Raw genomic sequence first — 26,655 nt, forward strand, 5'->3', positions numbered from 1 at the left:
ACTGCTGGCTACCCAGGTGACCGCCCGGCTCGGCGAGGTGCTGGACACCCAGGTCCCGGTACGCACGCTGTTCGACGCGCCGACTGTCGCCGCACTGGCCGCTTATGCCGAAACGCACCGCGGTGGCGGTGGCCGTGCTCCCTTGCGTCCCGTGCCGCGCCCGGACCGGATTCCGTTGTCTCCTGCTCAGCAACGTATCTGGTTTCTGAACCGATTCCATGCCGACGCGCAGGCCGGACCCGCGGACGCCGTCGACAATATCCCCATCGCATTGCGGATGTCGGGCGACCTCGATATCGCGGCACTGGCCGCGGCTCTCGCCGACGTCGTGGCTCGACACGAGACCCTGCGCACGATATACCCGGACGGTCCGGAAGGCCCGGAACAAGTAGTCCTGGCCCAGGCCGCACCGGACATCTCGGTCGAACGGGTGTCCCATACCGCGCTGGTCGACCGGTTGCGCGCGCTGGCGATTCCCGGCTTCGATCTGACCGTTGAAAGACCTATTCGCGCAGTACTTTTCGAGATAGTTGAGGAAACGCGGCCACAGTATGTGCTCGCCATGGTGTTGCATCACATCGCCGCGGACGGGTTCTCACTAGGGCCTTTGGCCGAAGACCTGATGACCGCCTACGCCGCCCGCAAGGCGGAGACGGCGCCCACTTGGGCGGCATTGCCGGTGCAGTACATCGACTACACGCTCTGGCAGGCCGGATTCGCCGATACCGAGCGCCAACTCGACTACTGGCGCCGTACGCTCGACCGGCTTCCGGAGCAGCTGGAACTGCCTGCCGACCGTCCGCGACCGCCGGTGTCGTCCTACCGCGGCGAGGCCCATCGCTTGCGGATCGACTCCGACCTGCACAGTGAACTGCGGGAGTTAGCCCGTAAGCGGGAGACCACGTTGTTCAGCACGGTCCACGCGGCGCTGGCGATCTTGTTGTCCCGTCTGTCCGGCAGCTCGGACATCGCGATCGGAACCCCGGTCGCAGGCCGTGGCGCGGCGGCGCTGGATCGGCTCGTCGGGATGTTCGTCAACACCCTGGTGTTGCGCAGCGTCATCGATTCCAGGAGCAGATTCGAGACCGTGCTGGATACAGTGCGTGATCAGGACATCGATGCGCTCTCACACGCCGATGTTCCGTTCGAACGGCTCGTCGAGACACTCGCGCCCGCCCGTGCGCGCAACCGTCATCCGCTGTTCCAGGTGGCGCTGACCTTCCAGAATTTCGCACTACCCGAAATCGAGTTGCCGGGACTGCGCGTATCGATGCATGATTTCGATTCGCCCGCAGCTGAGTTCGATCTCCAGTTCACTGTGTTGGAGTCGAACGACAAAGACGGTCGTGCGGACGGCATGCAGATCGAGATCCGTTACGCCACCGATCTGTTCGATGCGGCGACCATCGCGGTCCTCGGCAGGCGATTCACCCAGGTGCTCGCTGCTATTGCCGCGGATCCTACCGTGGTCATCGGCGATATCCAGTTGCTCAGCGCCGAGGAGCAGCAGCGGGCGCTGTACGAATGGGCGGTAAGCGGTCCCGCTGCCGTTGAGGTCACCGACAGTCTGGCCGATCGATTCGCGCGAGCCGCCGCGCTCGAACCATCGGCGACAGCAGTCCGCGATGGGGTGCGGTCGCCGGCCTACGCCGAACTCGATAGTTGGTCCAACCGGCTGGCGAGGCGGCTCATCGCCGCAGGGGTCGGTCCGGAAACACTGGTGGCCGTCGCACTGCCTCGGTCAGTGGAACTGGTGGTCGCTCTGCTCGCTGTGCTCAAGGCAGGAGGCGGGTATCTACCGATCGATCCGGCCTATCCGGCCGACCGCATCGAGTATGTTCTCGACGATGCCAGCCCGATCTGCGCGGTCGCCGGCGCAGGCACCGAATTGCCATCCGGCTGGTTCGGTGGACCGATCATCGACGTCGACGCCTCGGCACTCGCCGCGTACAGCACCGCGCCGATCACCGACGCGGATCGGCGCGCACCGCTGCGCTCTGCGCATGCCGCGTACGTCATCTATACCTCCGGCTCTACCGGAAGGCCGAAAGGCGTGGTGGTGCCGCACCGCAATGTGCTGCGACTGCTGGACAATACCCACAGGTACTTCGCCTTCGGCCCTGCGGATGTGTGGACGCTGTTCCACTCCTACGCTTTCGACTTCTCGGTGTGGGAGTTGTGGGGCGCGCTGCTGTCCGGTGGCACGCTCGTAGTGGTCGACTACTACACCGCCCGCTCGCCGCAGCAGTTCCGGGAACTGCTGATCACTGAGCGGGTCACTGTGCTCAATCAGACGCCGTCGGCGTTCTACCAACTCGTAGCCGCCGACTCGACCGAGTCCGAGCCCGCCGCGTTCGCACTGCGCACAGTGATCTTCGGCGGCGAAGCGTTGGAGCCGCAGCGGTTGACCGGTTGGTTCGCGCGTTATCCGCACTCGCCGCGGCTGGTGAATATGTACGGCATCACCGAGACCACGGTGCATGTCTCCTACCGCGAAATCGGTGCGGAGACCGGCTCCGCCAGTGTGATCGGCGCGGCGCTGCCCGGGTTGACCGTTCGCCTGCTGGACGACCGATTGCGGCCTGTCCCGGTCGGGGTACCCGGCGAGATCTACGTCTCCGGTGGACAGTTGGCACGCGGCTACCTGCATCGTCCTGCCTTGACCGCGGGACGATTCGTCGCCGACCCCTACGCGAGCGACGGATCCCGTGCCTACCGCTCCGGTGACCTGGCCCGTTGGACCGCCGATGGTGACCTGGAATATCTCGGCCGGGCGGACCAACAGGTGAACCTGCGCGGGTTCCGGATCGAATTGGGCGAGATCGAGGCCGCATTGCTGGCGGCGGCCGCGACGGTGCGTGAGGTGGCTGCGGTGGTTCGCACCGATCTAGTAGACGAACCGCGCATTGTCGCGTATGTGGTATCCGGCGATGACGCGCTCGACACCGCCGCACTACGCCATACACTTGGCCATCGGTTGCCCGAGCACATGGTGCCTGCCGCTATCGTGCCGGTGGCGCGCATCCCGTTGACGGTCAACGGGAAACTCGACCAGGCCGCACTGCCTGCGCCGCTGTTCGAATCGACCGTTTATCGGGCGCCGAGCACGGTGAGTGAGCGTGTCGTGGCCGAGGTATTCGCCGATGTGCTCGGACTGGAGCGCCGGGTAAGTGCCGACGACGATTTCTTCGAGTTGGGCGGAAGTTCCTTGCTGGCCGCGAAGGCGGTCACCCGGATCGGTGCGGCGCTGGGCCGGAGGGTCGGCGTGCGTGTGCTGTTCGAAGCGCCACGGGTCGCGGAACTCGCGGTGGCAGCATGCGCGGTCACCATGGGGGGTGCGCGCCCGCCGTTGGTGGCCGGATCGCGCCCGGAGCGAATCCCACTTTCGCCTGCGCAGCAGCGGATGTGGTTCTTGAACCAATACGATCGATCCTCTTCCGCGTACAATATTCCCGTCGCCCTGCGGCTGTCCGGCATATTGGATGTGCCTGCGTTGCAGGCGGCGATCGGCGATGTGGTTGCCAGACACGAGGCACTGCGCACCCGCTACCCGCAGCTCGGTGATGCCCCGGTGCAACTGATCGAGCCCGCCGCGCGGGCGACACCGGCGCTGGAGCCGATCGATATTCCAGAAGCACAGGTCCCGGAGCGGATTCGGCAGCTGGCCGAGACCACCTTCGACGTCACCACCGCAGTGCCGGTGCGGATGTGGCTGTTGCGCGTGGATCGTGCCGAGGCACACCCCGAACCCGTGCACGAGGAATTCGTGCTTGCCGCAGTGCTGCACCATATCGCCGCCGATGGATCATCGATCGTTCCGTTCGTGCGCGACCTGGTGTTCGCCTACGCCGCCCGGCGTGACGGTGCGGCACCGGAATGGGCGCCCCTTGTGGTGCAGTACGCCGATTACGCATTGTGGCAACGCGATTTGCTCGGCGCGGAGGACGATGCCGAATCAGTGGCTGCGGGTGAGATCGCTTTCTGGACCGAGACATTGGCCGGGCTGCCCGACCAGCTCGCGCTGCCGTCCGATCGTCCGCGCCCTGCCACGCAGAGCTTGCGCGGTGCGAAAGTACCTTTGGCGATCGACGCGCGGCTGCACGCGGATCTTGTCGCGCTCGGCCGGAGCCAGGGTGCGACGCTGTTCATGGTGGTGCACGCGGCGTTCGCGGCCCTGCTTGCCCGCTGGTCGGGCACCGGCGACATCGTGGTCGGCACACCGGTGGCCGGCCGCGGTGCGGCCGAACTCGATGACGTGATCGGAATGTTCGTCAACACTCTCGTACTACGCGTCGGTGTCGACAGCCACGCCTCTTTCGCCGCCCTGCTGGCTCGCTCGCGCGCGGCCGATCTCGCGGCATTGGAACACACCACGGTGCCGTTCGAACGAGTGGTAGAAGTGCTCAATCCGGTGCGATCGACCGCAAGGCACCCGCTGTTCCAGATCGGCTACTCGTTCCAGAACCATGAGCGCGGACAGCTGCGGCTACCGGGGCTCGATGTGCAAGAGGTCGAATATGACAGCGGGATAGCACAATTCGATATGCATCTATTCGCCGTCGATCACTATGCCGACGAAGGCGAACCCAGCGGCATCGATCTGACCCTCGGTTATGCCACCGACCTGTTCGAGCGGCCGACCGCGCTCCGCTTCGTCACTCAGCTGCGCCACGTGCTCGAAACGGTGGCGGCTCGGCCGGATCTGCCGATCGGTGATATCGATCTACTCGGCGCCGAGCGATCACTGGTGCTCGCCGACTGGAATCGGACTCGGCATCCGCTGCCACGGGAGACCCTGGCGGATCTGTTCGGCGCGCAATGCGCGCGCAGCCCGCATGCTATCGCATTGGTCGACGCGAACAGCGGAAACGAGCTCAGCTACGCGGAGTTCGACGAACAGGTGAACCGGTTGGCGCACAGACTCATCGCGACAGGTGTCGGTCCGGAGACGACCGTTGTACTGGCGATGCGCCGCTCGCTGGAACTGGTCGTCGCGATGTACGCGGTGGTGCGGGCAGGCGGTGCGTATGTGCCGATCGATCCCGATCATCCGGCTGAACGGATCGCCCACATCATGGCGGTCGCCGACCCCGCGGCTGTGCTGACTACTTCGCACGATGGGATGCCGATCGACATCGAGTGCACTGTGCTGGACGTCGACCAGCTCGACCATGCCGAGTTCGATACGACGCCGGTCACAGACGCACAGCGGATTCGTCCGCTGCGGCCAGAACACCCGGCCTACGTGATCTTCACCTCAGGTTCCACCGGCCTGCCCAAGGGGGTCGCGGTCCCGCATGCTGCTGTGGTGAACCAGCTCGCCTGGCTCGCCGAAGAATTCGCGCTCGGCGCCGATGACCGTGTGCTGCTGAAGACCCCCGCGACCTTCGACCTGTCGGTGTGGGAGTTCTGGTCTCCGCTGGTTACCGGCGGCAGGCTGTTCATCACCAAGCCCGGCGCCGAACGCGATCCGGACCAGCTGCGCATGCTGTTGCAACACCACAGTGTGACAGTGCTGCACGCGGTGCCTTCACTGATCGGGATGCTGCTTGCGGTCGAACCCGATCTGCCACTGCCGGTTTCGGTGCGTGATGTGTTGGCCATCGGTGAGGCGTTGCCGCAGGCCACTGTGGAGGACTTCTTGCGCAGGCACCAGGGCACGACCGTGCTGCACAACCTGTACGGCCCGACCGAGGCGGCGGTATCGATCACCTCGTTCGAAGTACGTGCACCGCAGGAGCATGCTGTTCCGATCGGCGCGCCTGTCTGGAACAGCCGGATCTACGTGTTGGACGCGCGTTTGCGACCGGTGCCGATAGGGGTGCCGGGTGAGCTGTACCTGGCAGGCGCGCAGTTGGCGCGCGGCTACCAGCGTCGCTGTGCGCTGACCGCTGATCGGTTCGTGGCAGACCCGTTCGCGGCCGATCCGACCGTGGGCGAGCGAATGTACCGGACCGGCGATATCGTGCGCTGGCGGCAGGACGGGATGCTGGAATACCTGGAACGCGCGGACTTCCAGGTGCAGATCGGCGGTTTCCGGATCGAGCTCGGTGAGGTCGAGGCCGCGTTGCGGCACCAGCCGGGTGTCAGCGCGGCGGTCGCGGTGGCAAGGGCGGACGAGCGAGCCGGAGCAAGGCTCGTCGCGTATGCCTCGGTGCCGGAGGCTGATCCGGATACGCGCGCCGAGCTGGCGACATCATTGCGCACGGCGCTGGCGGCGCGACTGCCCGGCTATATGACCCCAGCCGTTGTGGTTGTGCTGGCGGCGCTGCCGCTCACCGCCAATGGCAAGATCGACCGCGCCGCGCTACCCGAACCGATCTTTGCCGAAGCCGCCTTCCACGCACCGGTCAGCGCATTGGAGTGTCTGGTCGCGGAAGCTTTCGTGGAAGTCATAGGCCTGGACTCGGTGAGCATGGCCGCCGTGGGCACAGCCGACGACTTCTTCGCCCGAGGTGGCAACTCGCTGATGGCCACCAGGCTGGCCGCTCGGCTGGGTGCGGCACTGGGCGGCCACGTTCCGGTGGCCGCGGTGTTCGAGGCGCCGACGGTGGGCGCGCTCGCCGAACGGCTCGCACACATCGATCACGCTGCGGCCCGGCCTGTCCTGGCTCGTCGCACGGACGGTGCACCGGTACCGCTCGCGCCGGCCCAGCAACGCATGTGGGTGGTCAACCGGCTCGCGCCCGACTCCTCGGCCTACCACATCCCTGTGGGTCTGCGACTGCGTGGCGCGCTGGATGTAGCCGTGTTGGCTCTTGCCGTACGGGATGTGCTGGACCGGCACGAAACGTTGCGCACCAGATACCCGGATACCGAGCAGGGGCCGGTCCAAGAGGTCGTGGCCGCTCCCGCGGTCGACCTGACACCGATCGAGGTGTCGCACGAAGAACTGGACGCCGCGATCGCCGCATTCGTATCCCCCGGCTTCGACATCGCCGCCGCGCCTCCGGTGCGCGCCGCACTGTTCACGACCGCCGCCGCCGACTACGTCCTCGTGGTGACGCTGCACCATATCGTCGCGGACGGGTACTCGGTCGCTCCGCTGACCAAAGACCTGGTGCGCGCCTATCTCGACAGGTCGGCCGGGCGCGCACCGGAGTGGACCCCGCTGCCGATCGGATACCGCGACTACAGCGTGTGGTGCTTGGAGTTGCTCGGCGCCGCGTCCGATCCGGACAGTGTGCTCGCCCGTCAGCTCGCCTTCTGGCAGCGCGAACTGGCCGGCGCGCCCGAACTGCTCGCCCTGCCCACCGATCGCCCGCGACCAGCCCACAGGGACGCCAGAGGCGCTACCGTCGTGATCGAAATCGGCAGCGAGCGGGTCGACCGGCTCGAACATCTTGCCCGTACGCACGGCGGTACCTTATTCACCCTGGTACACAGCGCGCTTGCGGTACTGCTTGCGAAATTGTCCGGCACCGGGGACATCACGGTCGGTGCCCCGGTGGCCGGTCGCGGTGTCCGTGAACTGGACGAGCTGGTCGGTATGTTCGTCAATACGGTGGCATTGCGGACCGAGGTCGACCCTGTAGCGAGTTTCGCGGAGCTGCTGCGGCAGGCCACGCACCGCGATATGACCGCGCTCTCCCATGCCGACGTGCCATTCGAGCAGGTGGTCGAGGCACTAGCGGTGTCCCGCTCTAGCTCGTACACGCCGCTGTTCCAAGTGCTGCTCACCTTTCAGAATATGCCGGGTGGTTCGGTCGAGCTGCCCGGGCTCGCGGTCGAGGCGCTCGATCTCACCCTGGCCGAGGCGAAGTTCGACCTGCAGTTCACTGTGCTCGAATGTTTCGGCACCGATGGTGCCCGTACCGGTCTGGATCTGCATATCAGTTATGCCACAGACATTTTCGACGTATCGACCGCGCACATACTCGGTGAGCGACTGTTGCGGGTATTAGATACGGTCGCAGCCGATCCGGAGGTGGCGATCCGCGCGATCGACATCCGCTCCGCCGCCGAACGCCGACCTCGGCCCACCGCGACGGTGGCCGATCTGCCTGTGCTGGTGGCACGGGCAGCGGCAGGCGCACCCGATGCCCGCGCTTTTGAACATGGCGATCAGGTGGTCAGTTTCGGTGAGCTGGACACCAAGCTCACCTCGGTGGCCGAAGCAATGGGTGCGGCGGCCACGCCAGAAGTCCTGATCAATGTTTCGCTCGCCGGACTGGTACCGGGCATTCTCGCTGCCTTGGGCGGTAGCGGTCTGGCGGCCCTTCTACAGACCCTGCTCGCCACCACACAAGCGGTGCTCGCCGATTCGGAGTCGGCGCTCGATTCGGAAGGAAACCGTTGATGAACCACGCAGATTCGGTTACGTCCAGCACGAGCGGCGCGCAGTCCGCCCCAGGTGATCGCGCCGCCATGCGCCGCGCCTACGGTATCGACGATCTGCCCGTCCTCATCGCGGCCGTCGCGGAACGGGAACCGCGGCGAGTGGCCCTGAGCCACGGCGAAGTCGCTGTCACTTACGCGGAGCTCGCGGAAGAACTCGCGGTGCTGTCCGAAGCGATGGGCGCAGGACTCGGCGCGGACGCGCTGGTCTCGGTGGTGGTCTCCGGCCGGCTTCCCGCACTGCTGGAATCCGGTGCGGGAGCGCTCGGCGCGATCCTGGACGCACTGCTCGACGACGCGCTGACTGTGGCGCACGACGTCTTGACTTTCGCAGTGGCGCCGGTCGAGACATTAGTGAGCTTGTTCGAGGAGCAGGTCGAGCGCACTCCGGACGCGGTAGCGCTCGAGTACGCGGGCCAGACCCTGACCTATGCCGAGTTCGACGGGCGGGTCAACGCACTGGCCCGACACCTGATCGAGCTCGGCGTCCGACCGGACGCGTTGGTCGGCTTGGCCGTTCGGCGGTCTTTCGACTTGCTGGTCGGTATGTACGCCATCCTCAAGGCAGGCGGCGCGTATTTGCCGATCGATCCCGATCACCCAGCCGACCGCATCGCCTATGTACTCGCGGTCGCCGAACCGGTGCTCGTGCTCACCACTACACCGGACGAGCCCGAGCTCGGCGGCGATATCGCGACGCTGCGGATAGACCGGTTTGCAGGCGCGCCCACGCCGGATGCCCCCGTGCTCGTTCATTCGGCCGACGAGCTCGCCTACGTGATTTTCACCTCCGGCTCGACCGGACGACCGAAGGGTGTGGCGGTATCGCACCGGTCGATCGTGGCGAATCTGCGCTGGCGGCAACGGCTGTACCGGTTACACGCCGATGACGTGGTGTTGCAGAAGACCCCGTTCACCTTCGATGTGTCGGTATGGGAGTTCTTCTGGCCGTTGCAGATCGGAGCGCGACTGGTCATCGCGGCGCCGGAAGGGCACAGGGACCCGACTTATCTGACCAGGGTGATCGATGAGTGTGGCGTCACCGTGGCGCATTTCGTGCCGTCCATGCTCGCGGTATTCGCTGCTGAGGCGCAGGCAGCGGCAGTGGATTCGTTACGGCTGGTCTTCGCCTCCGGCGAAGCGTTGCCTGCCGCGACCGCAGCGGGCTTCCGCGACCTCAGCGGTGCGACGCTGCACAATCTGTACGGGCCGACCGAGGCCGCGGTCGATGTGACCTCGCATGAGGTGACCGGCACGGACGTTACCCAGGTGCCGATCGGAGTAGCCGCCGACGATACCGAACTGCTGGTGCTCGACGACAACCTGCGGCCAGTGGCGCGTGGTGTAGTGGGCGAGCTGTATTTGGCCGGCGTGCAGCTGGCCCGCGGCTATGTCGCCCGTCCCGGTCTGACCGCGGAGCGCTTTGTGGCCGATCCGGAGGGACCGGCAGGGGAGCGGATGTACCGCACCGGCGATTTGGTGCGATGGGCACCCGGCCCCGACGGCATACCGGACGAACTGGAATATCTGGGCCGTACCGACTTTCAGGTGAAACTGCGTGGGCTGCGGATCGAGCTGGGCGAGGTAGAGGCAGCGCTGCTGCGGCATCCGGGGGTACGACAGGCGGCGGTGGTGCTGTATCGGCACACCAGCGGCGAACATCTGGTCGGTTATGTTGTCGGCGAGGCGACCGACCAGGTCGACGTGCTGGATTCCGTTCAGCGCGAGCTGCCCGAGTACATGGTGCCCACAATGCTGGTCCCGCTGGACGCGATGCCGGTGAATGCCAATGGCAAGTTGGATCGGCGGGCGCTGCCCGAGCCGGAATTCGGCACCGACGCGGCAGTTTACCGCGCGCCGGCAACCGAGGCAGAGGTGGTGGTCGCGGCGATCTTTGCCGAACTGCTCGACGTGGAGCGGGTGGGGGCCGACGACAATTTCTTCACCCTCGGCGGCAATTCTCTGCTGGCCACCCGCGCTATCGCCCGGGTCGCGGCGGCCCTTGACGCCTCGGTGGATGTGCGCGACTTCTTCGATCGTCCGACCGTGGCCGCGGTGGCTCGGCGCGCCGCGACGTCGATTCCGGCGACACCGCGTCCGGCGCTGGTCGCGGGTTCGCGACCGGAGCATGTCCCGCTCTCGCCGGCGCAGCGACGGATGTGGTTCCTCAACCGGTTCGGCGCCGATGCCGAGATCGATCGCGACCTCGGCGCCGCGGCCGTGGACAACATTCCGGTGGCGCTGCGCGTGCGCGGGCCGCTCGAGGTCTCCGCCTTATCGGCCGCGATCACCGATCTGGTGGCTCGGCACGAGGTACTGCGCACGGTGTATCCGCATACCTTGGCCGGACCGGCGCAGCTGGTGCGCCGCGTGCACGCGGTATTCGACCTGACCCCGACGGAGGTGCCGCCACAGCGGCTCGTCGAGGCGATAGGCCGAGTGGCGGGCCAGGGATTCGACGTCGCCGAGGAGATCCCGGTGCGGGTGCGCCTGCTGCGTTGCGGGCCGCAGGACCACACGTTGGTGCTCGTTGTCCACCACATCGCCGCCGATGGTGTTTCGCTCGGCCCATTGATGCGCGATCTGGCCACTGCCTACGCCGCACGGTATGACAGTAGAGCGCCGGAGTGGACGCCGCTGCCGGTGCAGTACGCCGACTACGCGTTGTGGCAGCGACAAGTGCTCGGTGTGGAGTCCGATGTCGATTCCTTGGCCGCGCGTCAGCTTGCTTTCTGGCGGGCCGAATTGGCGGAGTTGCCCGCACAACTCGATCTGCCTGCCGACCGCCCTAGACCGGCCTCCGCCTCATATCGCGGCGCGACATTCGAGTTCGCTATCGACGCCGACTTGCGCGCTGACCTGGAGGCCCTTGCGGCCCATTGCCGCGTCACTCCGTTCATGGTGTGGCACGCGGCGCTGGCAGCCCTACTGGCCCGGTTGTCGGGCACGACCGACATCGCGATCGGCACGCCGGTCGCCGGGCGCGGCGAGGCCGCGCTCGACGATCTGGTCGGTATGTTCGTCAACACCCTGGTGCTGCGCGCGGATGTGAATGGCGCCCGCAGTTTCGCCGAGCTGCTTGCCCAGATCGCTGAACGTGATCTGCGTGCCTTCGCGCACGCCGATATCCCGTTCGAACAGCTGGTGGAGGCGCTGAATCCGGCGCGCTCAGCGGCCAGGCATCCGTTGTTCCAGGTCGCGTTGTTCATGCAGAACATGGGACCGGTCGCGCTGGCAATGCCGGGTCTGGAGACGGAGCTGGTCGACTTCGATCCCGGTTTCGCGAAATTCGATCTCCAGCTCACCGTATCGGATACCACGACGGGGTATCGCGCTGAATTCACCTACGCCACCGATCTGTTCGATGCCGCGACCGTGCGGGAATTCGCGGCCAAGTTCGTCCGGTTGCTGAGTGCGGCCGTGCGGACACCAGAAGCACCAGTCGGCGATATCGTCCTGCTCGACGCGGGGGAGTTGGACTACGTTACTTCCAGCTGGAATGCCAGCGGGCACAAGGTGGCCGACCGGTTCATGCATGAGGGCTTCGATGCGCAGGTGCGCCGTACTCCGGATGCCACCGCCCTGCGCACCGAAACCGAGCAGTTGAGCTACACCGAGCTGTCCGATCGGGCCAATCGGCTGGCCCGAATGCTCATCGACAGCGGTGTCGGCCCGGAAGCATTGGTGGTGCTGGCCATGCCACGCTCGGTCGAGTTGGTCGTGGCCATGTACGCCGTAGCGCGGGCGGGCGGTGCATATGTCCCGGTGGACCCGGCGCACCCGGCCGAGCGCATCGGGCACATCCTCGACACCGCATGTCCGCATGCGATCCTCACCACTACGACGGCTGGGTTCGACGCGACGGCCATGACGGCCGAGTCTCGCCCAGGCACCGTGCATTACCTGGACGAGCTCGATCTTTCGGGGTATTCGCCAGGCAAGATCGGCGATGGTGAACGCCGTGCCATGCTGCGTCCGCAGCACCCGGCCTATGTGATCTTCACTTCCGGATCGACCGGAAAGCCGAAAGGCGTGGCAGTCAGTCACCAGGCCATCGCCAACCAGCTGGTCTGGATGCACGCCGAATACGGCTTCTGTGCCGGCGATATCTACTTGCAGAAAACCGCGAGCACCTTCGATGTGTCACTGTGGGGCTACTTCCTGCCCCTGCGCGCGGGCGCGACTCTGTTGCTGGCCGGGCCGGACGGGCATCGCGACCCGCGCTACCTCGCCGAGACCATCGCTCGCCACGGTGTCACGCTCACCGACTTCGTGCCGTCGATGCTCGCAGTGTTCGCCGCGCACGTGGAGCCAGGCGAACTCAACACACTGCGTGCGGTGTTCGTCATCGGTGAGGCGTTGCCACCGGAGACGGTGGCCGCGTTCGATCACGTGTGCGCCGCGGGGCTGCACAATCTTTACGGCCCGACTGAGGCGGCGGTATCCATCACCTATCGTGCGGTCACCGCGGCGGACGCACCGCTGGTTCCGATCGGCGAGCCGGAATGGAACGCGCAGGTCTACGTCTTGGACGCGCGATTGCGGCCAGTGCCGATCGGGGTGCCGGGCGAACTGTACCTGGCGGGCGTGCAGCTGGCGCGCGGCTACCACGGCCGGGTCGATCTCACCGCTGACCGTTTCGTCGCCAACCCGTTCGGCGAGTCGGGCGCGCGCATGTATCGCACTGGCGATCTGGTGCGCTGGAGTGCCGATGGTGAACTGATCTACTTGGGCCGCACAGACTTCCAGGTGAAATTCCGTGGACAGCGAATCGAACTCGCCGAGATAGAGACGGCGCTGCTGGCCGCACCTGAAGTGAGTCAGGCGGTTGTCAGGTTGATCAGCGGCCCCACCGGCGATTTCCTGGTTGGCTATGTGATCGCCACGCCGGATGCGGCTGTCGTTCCTGAAGCGTTGAAAGCCGCACTCGCTCAACGCTTGCCCGCCTACATGGTGCCCGCGACCGTAGTGGAGCTGGACGAATTCCCGCTTGGCACCAGCGGCAAACTCGATCGTGCCGCGTTACCGGTCCCGGTGCTCTCGGTCGAGCGGTTCCGCGCACCGGTGACCGCGCCACAACGGCTGGTCGCCGCGGTGTTCGCAGAGGTGCTGCGCCTCGAACGAGTAGGTCTGGACGACGACTTCTTCGCGCTCGGCGGCAGTTCACTGGATGCCACCCAGGTCACCGCCCGTACTGGCGAAGCTATCGGGGTACGTATCCCGGTGCGCACGCTGTTCGACGCGACCACGGTGGCGGGTTTCGCCGACGCGGTCACGCGACTGAGCGCCGATGCCATGCCCCGGCCCGAGCTGGTCCGTCGGGATCGGCCCGAGCGGGTGCCGCTGTCACCTGCCCAGCAGCGCCTGTGGTTCCTCAATCGGATCGAGAGCCAGGACGGCGCCGACAGTGTCTACAACCTTCCGGTCGTGCTGCGGCTGAGCGGGCGGCTCGATGTTCCCGCATTGGAACATGCCGTGCTCGACGTCTTGGCCAGACACGAGACATTGCGCACGGTCTACCCCGATGCCGAAAGTGGCCCCTACCAGTCGGTGCTGGATACTGTCGACGTCAGCCTCGCACTGCGGCCGGTGTCGGTCACCCCCGCCGCGGTGGCGGATACCGTGGCCGGGATCGCCCGTGCCGGGTTCGATGTGACCACCGAGCCGCCTACCAGAATCGTGCTGCTGGCCATCGACCACGCGGATACGCGACCCGACGGCTCCGGCGACGAATATGTGTTGGTGTTCGTGGTGCACCATATCGCGGCCGATGCTTTGTCGATGGTCCCGCTGAGCACCGATCTGATTCGGGCTTACGTCGCTCGGCGGACCGGTACGCGACCGGACTGGGCCATGTTGCCGGTGCAGTACGCGGACTACAGCTTGTGGCATCGGGATGTGCTCGGCGCTGAGGACGTCCCAGGCGATCTGGCCTACCAGCAGCTGCGTTTCTGGCGCGCGGTGCTCGACGGCGCACCGCCGCAGTTGCCGCTGCCGACCGATCGCCCCAGACCTGCTGTGGCGTCGCAGCGCGGCGCCGCTGTGGACTTCGTGCTGGAGCCTGAGGTGGTGGCTGGGCTGCGCGATGTAGCGCAACGCGGTGGTGCGACCCTGTTCATGGCGTTGCACGCGGCCTTCGCCGCAACCTTGGCCCGACTGAGCGGTAGCACCGATATCGTGATCGGCACACCGGTCGGTGGGCGTGGTGAGCGGGCGCTGGATGCGCTGGTCGGCATGTTCGTCAACACGTTGGTGCTGCGCACACAGGTCAGTGGTGCTGCGTCGTTCGCCGAGTTGCTGGCCGAGGTGCGCGACGGTGATCTGGCCGCGTTCGCCAACGCCGACTTGCCGTTCGAACGCCTGGTAGACGTTACGACGGTGGATCGTTCTTCCGGTGCGCATCCGTTGTTCCAGGTGATGTTCAGCTTCGCGACCGCGACACCCGCGTTCGGTAGCGCGGAGCTGCAGGTGCCGGGACTGGCGGTGCGTCCGGTCGAGATCATTGATACCGGCGCGAAATTCGATCTCCATCTGGTCATCGAGGAGGAGAACGGGACGGAGGGACTGTCCGGCAGTCTGCGGTATGCGACCGATCTGTTCGATGCGCGGACCATCGAATTGTACCTCGCCCGATTCCGATGGATACTCGCTGCCGTCGCAATCGACCCGGACATGCCTATCGGTGATATCGAGCTGCTTTCGGACACCGAACGCGCACTGGTGCTGCGCGAGTGGAACGCCACCGCGCACCAGATCGGCGAATCGGACACGCTCGCCACACTGTTCGCCGCACAAGCGACCAGGACACCGGACGCGCCCGCGATCACCTTCGAGGTGCCGACGGCTCATTCGTCGCCCGACCACCACCTCTCATCGAGCCGCTCCGCGACGCTTACTTATAGTGAGTTCGCTGGTCGGGTCAACCGGCTGGCGCGCTGGCTCGTCGACCAAGGTGTCGGTCCGGAGACGCTGGTAGCGCTGGGGATTCGGCGTTCGATCGATCTGGTGGTCGGTATGTACGCGATCACTGTCGCGGGCGGTGGTTATGTGCCGCTGGACCCTGACCACCCTGCCGAGCGTACCGCGCACATCCTGGACACCGCCCGGCCGGTCTTCGTGCTCACCGCTGGAGCCGAGCTGAATTGTGGTATCGCCGAGATACGGATCGATCAGCTGGAGCTGTCCGGCTATTCGGATGCCCCGCTCACCGATGCCGACCGGCGTGCGCCGCTGCGTCCGGCGCATACCGCGTATGTGCTGTTCACCTCCGGATCGACCGGCAGGCCGAAGGGCGTGGTGATGAGCCACGGCGGAATTGTGAACCGGCTGCGCTGGATGCAGTCGGCGTATGTCGCGCTGGGACCGCATGACGTGCTGCTGCAGAAGACGCCGGCCACTTTCGATGTGTCGGTGCCGGAATTCTTCTGGCCTTTGCAGGTGGGGGCACGGATGGTGCTGGCGCGGCCGGACGGGCATCGCGATCCGGCTTATCTGGCCGAACTCATTCGGAGCGAGGGCGTCACCGCCGCGCACTTCGTGCCGTCCATGCTCGCTCTTTTCGTGGCCGATCCGGTCGAGGCGCCGTCGCTTCGCCAGGTGTTCTGCTCCGGTGAGACCTTGCCCGCGGGTACGGCCCAGCGGATGCGTGAACTCGCCGGGGCACGGGTGCACAATGGTTACGGTCCGACCGAAACTGCGGTGGAGGTGAGTTTCCACGAGGTATCCGACGCCGATGTCGAGACCGTGGCACTGGGCAAGCCGATCTGGAACACCAGGGCCTACGTGCTCGACGTACGGTTGCGGCCGGTGCCGGTGGGAGTGCCGGGTGAGTTGTATCTGGCGGGTGCCCAGCTGGCGCGTGGCTATCTGGGTCGTACTGATCTGACTGGTGACCGATTCATCGCCGACCCGTTCGGTCCGGCGGGGGAACGGATGTACCGCACTGGCGACTTGGTGGTATGGAACCAGGCTGGGGAGCTGGAATTCCTGGGCCGCGCCGATTTCCAGGTGAAGCTGCGTGGCCTGCGCATCGAACTCGGCGAGATCGAGTCGGTTCTGCTCGCGACGCCAGACATTGCCCAGGCGGTCGTCATGGTGCGCGACGATCGGGGTACAGGGCAGCAGTTGGTCGCCTACTTGGTTGTCGAGGAGCCGGTCGATATCGCCACCGTAAGGGACACAGTCGCCGAGCGACTGCCTGGATATATGGTGCCGCAGGCCTTCGTGGTGCTGGAGCGGTTCCCAGTGAACTCCTCAGGGAAGCTGGACCGTGCGGCGCTGCCTGAGCCCACGCCGAAGACTACACAGTTCCATGCACCGAGTGGATTTTCGGAAGAACTTGTCGCACAGACATTTACGACACTACTCGGGGTGGCGGAGGTCGGTGCGGACGACGATTTCTTCGCCCTTGGCGGCAATTCGCTCAGCGCGACCCAGCTCGCCGCGCGGTTGGGCAAGGCCACTGGCGCCGAGGTGCCGGTGCGCACGATCTTCGATGCGCCGACAGTGCGCGCATTGGCCCGCCGGATCGCTGTGGCTCGAACGGATGAGAGCGAATCCGCTGTCTTGCCACCCCTCACGTCGCAGGAACGCGGCGCGGCGATTCCGCTGTCGATCGCCCAGCAACGCATGTGGTTCCTGAATCGGTTCGATAATGCCGGTGGCGGGTACAACATCCCATTCGCTTTGCGGCTGACCGGGGCGCTCGATGTGCCCGCTCTGACAGCGGCTGTCGCCGATGTGGTCGCCCGCCACGAAACCCTGCGCACGATCTATCCCGAACACGATGGCGTGGCGGCGCAAGTGGTCCTCCCGGCCGAGGCGAACCTGTTCGATATGGTCGTGCGGCCGGTATCCGCGACTCAGGTACCCGAACTCATTGCTGTCGCGGCGCAAACCAGTTTCGACGTGACCACCGAGGTCCCGCTGCGTGTACAGCTACTGCGCGTACACAACGCAGCCGCCGAGGCCGATGCGGAACAGGTGCATATCCTGCTGTTCGTCGTGCATCACATCGCGGCCGACGGATGGTCTTTCGCGCCGCTGACCCGCGATCTGGCCAACGCCTACACCGCGCGCTGCGCGGGTACTGCTCCGGTGTGGCAGCCGCTGCGGGTGCAGTACGCCGATTTCGCGATCTGGCAGCGGGCCGCGCTCGGCTCCGCTGACGATCCGGCCGCGCTGATCTCCCGTCAGCTGGCCTACTGGACCGACCGGTTGGCCGAGGTGCCCGAGGTGCTGTCCCTGCCGTCGGACCGGTCCCGCCCCGCTGTCGCCACCAACCGCGGCGGCGCGCTGACCGGGCGATTGGACGCTGCCCTGCACCAGCGGATCCAGGACCTCGCCGCGGCACATCGGGTGACCCCGTTCATGGTGCTGCATACTGCGCTGGCCGTGCTGCTGAGCCGCTACGGTGCGGGCGCCGATGTCGTGATCGGCGCACCGGTCGCCGGGCGTGGCGAGGAGGTGCTGGACGAACTGGTCGGCATGTTCGTCAATACGTTGGTGTTGCGCACCGAAGTTCGTCCGGATGCGTCTCTGGCCGAGTTGCTTGCCTGCGTGCGTGCCACCGACCTGGCGGCCTACGACCATTCCGCAGTGCCGTTCGAGCAGCTGGTCGAGATCGTGAACCCGGTCCGCTCCCAGGCGCACGCACCGCTGTACCAGGTCGCGCTGACCCTGCAGAACCACGCCGCGCCGGAATTCCGGCTGCACCAGTTGGCCATCGCCGCGCTGGAGGTCGGCCCGGCGCCGATCCAGCTGGATCTGGACTGGACGCTGACCGAGCGCTACACCACCGAGGGCGCCCCGGACGGTATCGACGTACACCTGCATTACGCGCTCGACTTGTTCGACGAGCCGACTGTCGCCGGTTTTCTCACCGTATTCGAGCGCATACTGCGTGCCCTGCTGCACGACACCAGCACCCTGGTCGGCGATATCGAACTGCTGTCGGCGTCCGAACGCTCCGTGGTCCTGGCCGATCGCAATGCCACTGCGCATGCACTGCCCGGCGAGACGCTGGACGATCTGCTCACTGCCCGGATAGCGGCCACGCCGGACGAGGTCGGGGTGCGCTACGAAGATATCGAGCTCACTTACGCCGAGTTCGCCTCCAGGGTCAACCGGCTGGCACGCGCGCTTATCGCGGCGGGTGTCGGCCCGGAGACCATCGTCGGCTTAGTCGCATTCCGCAGTGTCGACATGCTCGTAGCGATGTACGCGATCGTGCGCGCGGGCGGAGCCTATCTGCCCATCGACCCAGCGCATCCGGCTGATCGAGTGGCGCAAGTGCTGGAGACTGCGGCGCCGCGGTTGGTGCTGACGGTCGGCGGAGCGACGCTGTCCGGACCGGGCGGGATACGCGTGCTCGACCTCGCTGAGCTCGATCTCGGAGGTGTCTCAGACGGGCCGGTGTCCGATACTGAGCGAATCGGCGCGCTGCGCCAGGACAACACAGCGTATGTGCTGTTCACTTCCGGCTCCACCGGACGCCCGAAGGGCGTCGCGGTCACTCACCGCGCGATCATGAATCAGTTGCGCTGGCTCGAATTCCGCTACCAGGTCACCGCGTCCGACCGCATCCTGCAGCGTGCGCCACTGACCTTCGACGTATCGGTCTGGGAGTGTTTCCTGCCGGTCGCGGTCGGTGCCCCGCTGGTGATCGCCCGGCCGGGCGGACATCTGGATCTCGCGTACTTCGCGGGTCTACTGCGCGAGCACCGGATCACCATCGCGGAGTATGTACCGTCGGTGCTGGCCGCCTTGATCGGCGAGGGGATGGGGGACGCGCTGGGCTCGTTCCGGCACTTGCATTGTGGTGGAGAGGCGCTTACCCCGGATCTGCTCGCCGCACTGCACGGCAGCTTCGAGGGGGCGGTGCACAATGCCTATGGCCCGACCGAGGCGGCGATCTCGGCGATATATCACGAGTTCACCGAAGCCGATGTCGAGACGGGCCGGGAAGTGGCTATCGGCAGGCCGTGCTGGAACACCAGGGCTTATGTGCTGGATGCTCGGTTGCGTCCGGTGCCGATCGGCGTCACCGGCGAGTTGTATCTGGCGGGCGAGCAGTTGGCTCGTGGCTATCACGCCCGTGCCGGGCTCACCGCCGAACGGTTCGTCGCCGATCCATTCGGGTCGCCGGGCCAATTGATGTACCGCACCGGCGACCTAGTGCGCTGGAATCGCGACAGTGATCTGGTGTACCTGGGCCGCAACGACTTCCAGATAAAACTGCGAGGACAGCGCATCGAGCTCGGCGAGATCGAAGCCGTCCTCGCCGCTGTGACCGGGGTGACGAATGCGGCAGTGCTCGTGGCCGCCGACAACGCGGGCTACGAATCTCTGGTCGGTTACGTCACCGGTACCGGCCTGTCCGCCGATTCGGTGCTCGACGAAGCGCGTGCGCACTTGCCTGCCTATATGGTGCCCGCCCATGTAGTGGTGCTCGACGAGATGCCGTTGACCACGGTCGGCAAGCTGGACCGGTCAGCGCTGCCTGCCGCTGAATTCACCGGCACCGCAGTGCGGTTCCGCCCACCACGGGAAGGAACTGAAGCGGTGTTGGCCACGCTGGTCGCCGACCTGGTCGGTACGGCGCGGATCGGCGCGGACGACGACTTCTTCGCCCGTGGCGGCAATTCGCTGTTGGCCATGCGGCTGATCGCCAGGACGAATGCCGCCTTCGGCTGTGCGCTCACCGTGCGCGACGTATTCGAGGCACCGACCGTGGCCGAGCTCGCGGTGCTGGTCACGCGATCGGTAAGACCGAACGACGCCGGCAGGCCCACGTTGGCGCCGCGCGTGCGTTCCGCGCGCATTCCACTGTCCATGGCACAGACTCGGATGTGGCTGCTGCACCAGCTCGATCCAGAATCGGGTGTCTACAACATCCCCATCACTATCCGGCTCACCGGCGCCCTCGATCATGCCGCGTTGTGTGCCGCGGTGCGCGACGTGATCGATCGGCACGAATCGCTGCGTACCGTCTTTCCCGCTGACGCCGAAGGGCCAGTTCAGGTGGTGCTCGCAGGCGCGGACGTGCCCGAGTTGACATTGCGTCCAGTCGAGGTAGCCGAGCCGCAGCTGCATGACGCGGTGCTAACGACGACCGCTGACGGATTCGACCTGCGTACCCGGATTCCAGTGCGGGCGAATCTCTTTCGTACTGCACCCGACAACCATGTGCTCGTCGTGGTGGTCCACCACATCGCCGCCGACGGCGTTTCCGCAGCACCGCTGGCCCGCGACCTGATGACGGCTTACACCGCGCGGATCGCGGGGCAGGCGCCAGGGTGGCGACCGCTGCTGGTGCAGTACCCGGACTTCACACTGTGGCAGCACGAGGCACTCGGTTCGGCAGCCGACCCGGATTCCACACTGTCGAGCCAGATCGCCTACTGGCGAGCCGAACTCGCCGAACTGGCCCCAGTGTTGGAGCTGCCAACGGACCGTCCGCGCCCACCGGTGGCCTCCGGCCGCGGCGCCACCGTCGAGCTGGAGATTCCCGTTGAGCTGACCGGAGCGATCGCTGAACTCGCACATCGGCACGGCGTTTCGACCTTCATGGTGCTGCACGCTGCCTTCGCCGCACTGCTGGCCAGGCTGGCGGGCACCGATGATATCGCCATCGGCACCCCGGTCGCAGGCCGTGGTGAGGAAGCGCTGGACGAGTTGGTCGGCATGTTCGTCAATACCCTCGTACTGCGTACTCCGGTCGCGGCGGGCACATCCTTCGCTGAGCTGCTCAGCCGAGTGCGTACGGTCGATGTGGGCGCCTTCGCACATTCCGATCTGCCCTTCGAGCGGCTGGTAGAAGAGCTGAATCCGGTTCGATCGCAGGCCCATTCGCCGATCGTGCAGACCCTGCTCACCTTCGAGCACCGCGACGACACCGTGCTGCGTCTGCCCGGTCTCACAGTGTCGGCCTACCCGCTGGACAACCAGGTCGCGCAGTTCGATCTGGCTGTGGAACTCGCCGAACACCAAGCCGAAAACGACGGTACCGTGCTGCGTGGTGTGCTGCGGTATGCGACCGACCTGTTCGACCGCGGCACTATCGAGTCGTTCGGGGCTCGTCTGGTCCGGGTGCTGCGGACCGTGGTGATCGATGCGTCGGTCCGTGTCGGCGATATCGAGTTGTTGGACGACGCGGAGCGTACATTGGTGCTCGACCGCTGGAACGACACCGCAACACTGGTGGATTCCGCTGCCACGCTGCTTTCGCTGTTCGCCGCGCAGGTGGCCAGGACACCGGATGCGCCTGCGATCACCTTCGAGGTGCCGGCGCAGGCTCACTCGTCGCCCGGCCACAGCTACGTGACGTTGACGTATGGCGAGTTCGCTGGTCGGGTCAACCGGTTGGCGCGTTGGTTGGTCGATCAGGGTGTCGGCCCCGATACGCCGGTGGCGTTGGGTATGCGGCGTTCATTGGATCTGGTGCTCGGCATTTACGCGGTTACTCTCGCTGGTGGTGCGTATGTTCCGCTCGATCCCGATCATCCGGCTGATCGGCTGGAGTATGCGCTGACCACGGTTCGGCCGGTGTGCGTGCTCACTTCGGGCCTTGACCTGGAGACGGATACGGCGCGGCAAGTCCGGCTGGATCGGCTCGATCTGGCCGGGTATTCCGCTGAGCCGTTGACCGCGCTCGACCGGATCGGCACGCCGGAGCCGGAACATACCGCGTATGTGATCTTCACCTCGGGGTCGACCGGCCGTCCCAAGGGGGTGGCGGTCTCGCATGCGGCGATCGTGAATCGCCTGAGCTGGATGCAGTCGATGTATGCGTTGGCCGCGGACGATGTGGTGCTGCAGAAGACTCCGGCTACCTTCGACGTTTCAGTGTGGGAGTTCTTCTGGCCTTTGGCTTTCGGTGCGCGTTTGGTGGTGGCGCGGTCGGACGGGCATCGTGACCCCGCCTATTTGGTGCGGGTGATCGGCGAGCAGGGCATCACCACGGTGCACTTCGTTCCCGCCATGCTCGGGGCGTTCTTGGCCGAGGCACGTGCTGTGGAGTGCGCGACACTGCGTCATGTTTTCGCTTCCGGTGAGGCGTTGCCCGCAGTGGCCGCTCAGCAGGCGCGGGAGTTGGTCGGCGCGCGGGTGCATAACTTGTATGGACCCACCGAGGCTGCTGTCGATGTCACCTATCACGAGGTGACCGATGCCGACGTAGTGTCGGTGCCGATCGGGCGACCGGTGGCCAATACCAGGGTGTTGGTGTTGGACGCTCGGATGCGGTTGGTGCCGGTCGGTGTGCCTGGCGAGTTGTATCTGGCGGGTATCCAGTTGGCTCTAGGGTATGTGGCGAGGCAGGAGTTGACCGCAGAGCGGTTCGTGGCCGACCCGTTCGGGCCTGCTGGGGCACGGATGTACCGCACTGGTGATCTGGTGGCATGGCGCCCCGATGGTGAGCTGGAATATCTGGGCCGCACCGACTTCCAAGTAAAGCTGCGCGGCCTGCGCATCGAACTCGGGGAAATCGAGTCGACGCTCACAGCGCTGGATTCCATCGCCCAGGCGGTGGTGCTGGTGCGTTCGGACGAGCGGCTGGGTGACCAGCTCGTCGCCTATCTGATCGCACCGCCTGGCCATCCGATCGATATCGAGGATGTGCGCGCGGCAGTGCGGGCCGAGCTGCCCGCTTATATGGTGCCCGTGGCGTGGGTGGTGCTGGAGGAGTTCCCAGTCAATGCTTCCGGCAAGCTGGATCGCAAGGCATTGCCCGCACCGGTATTCGAGACCGCGGAATATCGTGCTCCGGCCACCCGTGCCGAGGCGGCTGTCGCGCAGGTCATCGCGCAGCTGCTCGGTGTCGAGCAGGTCGGTGTCGACGACGACTTCTTCGCTCTCGGCGGCAATTCGCTGATCGCGACCAGGGTCGCGGCCCGGCTCGGAGCCGAGCTGAATGCCGAAATTCCGGTCCGCCTACTCTTCGAGGCGCCGACGGTGGCCGCGCTGGCCGCCAGGGCCGAACGGCTCGCAGGCACCGGCGGCAAGCCCGTACTGGTGGCGCGGCCACGTCCCGAGCGGATTCCGCTCTCGCCCGCGCAGCAGCGACTATGGTTTCTCAATCGCTTCGATCCGTCCGAGACGGTGTACAACATCGCGGTAGTGGTTCGACTCACCGGTTACCTCGACCTGGACACGCTCGCCTCCGCCCTCGGCGCTGTGGTAGGCAGGCACGAAACCCTGCGGACGGTGTATCCGGATCTCGACGGCACCGGTTACCAGTGCATTCTCCCGCCCACCCCGATACAGGAGATCCAGCGGTTGGACGGGATGGACGCGGTCGCCGAGTTCGTCGCGACCCCATTCGACCTGACCGCCGAGGCGCCGCTGCGCGTCGGTTTGGTCACCGGCTCCGACCGCGACTACTTGCTCGCCTTGGTGGTGCATCACATCGCGGCCGATGGCTTCTCCATGGGGCCATTGGCCCGCGACCTTGCCGCCGCGTACGCGGCGCACGCGACCGGCGCCGCGCCGGTCTGGCCCGAGCTCGCGGTGCAGTACGCCGACTACGCGCTCTGGCAGCGTGAAGTGCTGGGCGCAGAGGCTGATCCGGATTCGCTGGCCGCGCGCCAGCTGCGGTACTGGCGTGAAACACTGCTCTCCTTGCCCGCTCAGCTGGATCTGCCCGCCGACAGGCCGCGTCCCGCGATTGCCTCACACGCGGCGGCGAGCCTGACAATGGCACTGCCGGACGAGGTCAGCGCAGGTATCGCGGACGTGGCCGCACGTTATGCGGCCACCCCGTTCATGGTGGTACACGCCGCGCTGGCTACGGTGCTCGCCCGACTGTCCGGTACGTCCGATATCGTCATCGGTGCGCCGGTCGCAGGCCGCGGTGAAGCGGCACTGGACGATCTGGTCGGAATGTTCGTCAACACCTTGGTGCTGCGCGCCGAGGTGCCCAGCTCTGATACCTTCGCCGAGGTACTGCGCAGGGTGCGTATGGGCGACCTGGATGCCTTCGCACACGCCGATGTCCCGTTCGAGCGATTGGTCGAGGCGCTCGACCCGCCGCGATCCCAAGCGCGGCACCCGCTGTTCCAGATCGCGCTGTTCTATCAGAACCTCGCACCGATCACCGCGGAGATGGCGGGTATCACCATCACCGAACATGAACACGACTATGCGACAACCCCGTTCGATCTACAGTTGACCGTCACCGATGACGTGCTGCATTTCACCTACGCAACCGATCTGTTCGATGCCGCCACGGTCGAGTCCTTCGGTACCCGTTTGGCACGTTTACTCGCCACTGTCACTGTTGATCCGGAGCAAGTGGTCGGCGATATCGATCTGTTCGGTGTGGACGAGATGCACCGCGTAGTCGTGGAGTGGAACAATTCCACGCATACCGCGTTTGTCGCCGAAATGCTGCTCGACGAATTCGAGGCGCAGGCTGTCACAACACCAGACGAGCCCGCGTTGGTGTTCATCCCAGACAACTCGGTGGCCGCCTCGGACCAACGCACCATGAGCTATGGCGAATTGGACCGGCGCGCCAACCAGCTGGCCCGTCATCTGATCGCAGCGGGAATCGGTCCAGAAGCGCTTGTCGCGCTGTCGATTCGACGTTCGCCAGAGCTGGTAGTCGCGATGTACGCGGTACTCAAGGCCGGTGCCGCGTATGTACCGATCGATCCGGACCACCCGCCACGGCGCATCGCGCACATCCTCGACTCCGCGCGACCGGCTGCCCTGCTCACGACGACAACCGATCAGATCGGTGCGGACGATACCCTCGCGACCGTCCTGGTCGACCGAGTCGTGCTGGATAGTTACTCCGCCGAGCCGATCGCGGCCGAAGAGCGCACCGCGCCGATCCACCCACAGCACCCGGCTTATGTGATCTTCACCAGCGGATCCACCGGGAAGCCCAAGGGTGTGAGTGTTTCGCACGCCGCGATCGTCAATCAGATGACCTGGATGCTATCGCAATACCAGCTCACTGCCGAGGATGTTTATCTGCAGAAGACCGCGACCACCTTCGACGTGTCGCTGTGGGGTTACTTCCTCCCGTTGCGTATCGGCGCCACATTGGTGCTGGCCGCTCAGGACGGCCATCGCGATCCTGGTTACCTCACCGAGGTAATCGCCGGAAAACAGGTGACAGTAACCGATTTCGTCCCCTCGATGCTCAACATCTTCGCCGGGCATGTCGCCGCTGCGGGTCAGCGGGCTCGGCTCGACTCATTACGCATGGTATTCGTGATCGGTGAAGCGCTGCCCGCTGAAGCGGTGCGTGCCTTCGGTGCGGTGAGTGCCGCCCGGTTGCACAATCTGTACGGGCCGACCGAGGCGGCGGTGAGTATCACCTATCGTGATGTCACCGGCGAGCATGAGCGCACCGTCCTGCCGATCGGAAACCCCGAGTGGAACAGCCGAGTCTATGTGTTGGATTCGCGGTTGTGCCCGACGCTACCCGGAGTATCGGGCGAGCTCTATCTCGCGGGCATCCAGCTGGCCCGCGGTTACCACGGCAGGCCGGATCTGACCGCGGACCGCTTCGTAGCCAACCCGTTCGGCGCGCCGGGGGAGCGGATGTACCGTACCGGCGACCTGGTGCGTTGGGAATGCGATGGCGGTACTGCCGAACTGGTATATCTGGGCCGGACTGACTTCCAGGTGAAATTCCGCGGCCAGCGCGTCGAACTCGGCGAGATCGAAGCCGCGCTCGCCGCGGTGCCCGGTGTGGCTCAGGCCGCGGCACGGGTGGTCGCCACCGCTACCGGCGATGATCACCTGGTCGGCTACCTCACCGCCCAGCCGGGTGGCATGGTGTCCGATACCGAGGTGCTGCGCTCCGCCGCGGCAACGCTGCCGTCGTACATGCTCCCTTCGGCACTGGTCACTCTGGCGGAGTTCCCGCTCAACGCTTCTGGCAAGCTGGACCGGAAGGCATTGCCTGACCCCGTCTTCGATCGGGTGATCTACCGTGCCCCCGTCACACCTGCCGAGCGGCTGGTAGCTGAGGCTTTCGAGGCGGTCCTCGGTACCGGGCCGGTCGGCACCGAGGACCATTTCTTCGCGCTGGGCGGCAATTCCCTCAGTGCTACCCGAGTGCTGTCCCGGCTCGCCGAACGGCTCGGCCGCCGGGTTCCGGTGCGGTTGCTGTTCGAGGCGCCGACCGTACGCGCGCTGGCCGTAATGCTCACCGAGGAAGCCATCGCGACCGAGCAGGTGGTGCCACTGGTCGCCGGGGTGCGGCCGGACCTGATTCCGCTGGCACCGGTGCAACGCGGCATGTGGTTCCTCAACCGGCTCGACCCGGCCTCGCCCGCGCACAACATCCCGGTCGCGCTGCGA

At 66.0% G+C, this 26,655-nt stretch carries 2 protein-coding genes (1 of these 2 only partly in view); both read left to right on the forward strand.

Going from position 1 to position 26,655, the window contains the following annotated elements; genetic code table 11:
* On the forward strand, nt 1-8,299 hold an 8,299-nt coding region (locus ACX4ZE_RS15085; RefSeq protein WP_480274054.1), incomplete at its 5' end, for an amino acid adenylation domain-containing protein.
* Nucleotides 8,299-26,655, forward strand: partial view of a non-ribosomal peptide synthase/polyketide synthase gene (locus ACX4ZE_RS15090; RefSeq protein WP_480274055.1) — the 5' portion only. The gene runs 7,041 nt beyond the window's last position; the window shows 18,357 of its 25,398 coding nt (coding positions 1-18,357); it begins with the start codon at nt 8,299-8,301; the stop codon falls past the right edge of the window. The genes ACX4ZE_RS15085 and ACX4ZE_RS15090, both read left to right, overlap by 1 nt.

The sequence above is a fragment of the Nocardia sp. TBRC8007 genome, from assembly GCF_056629435.1.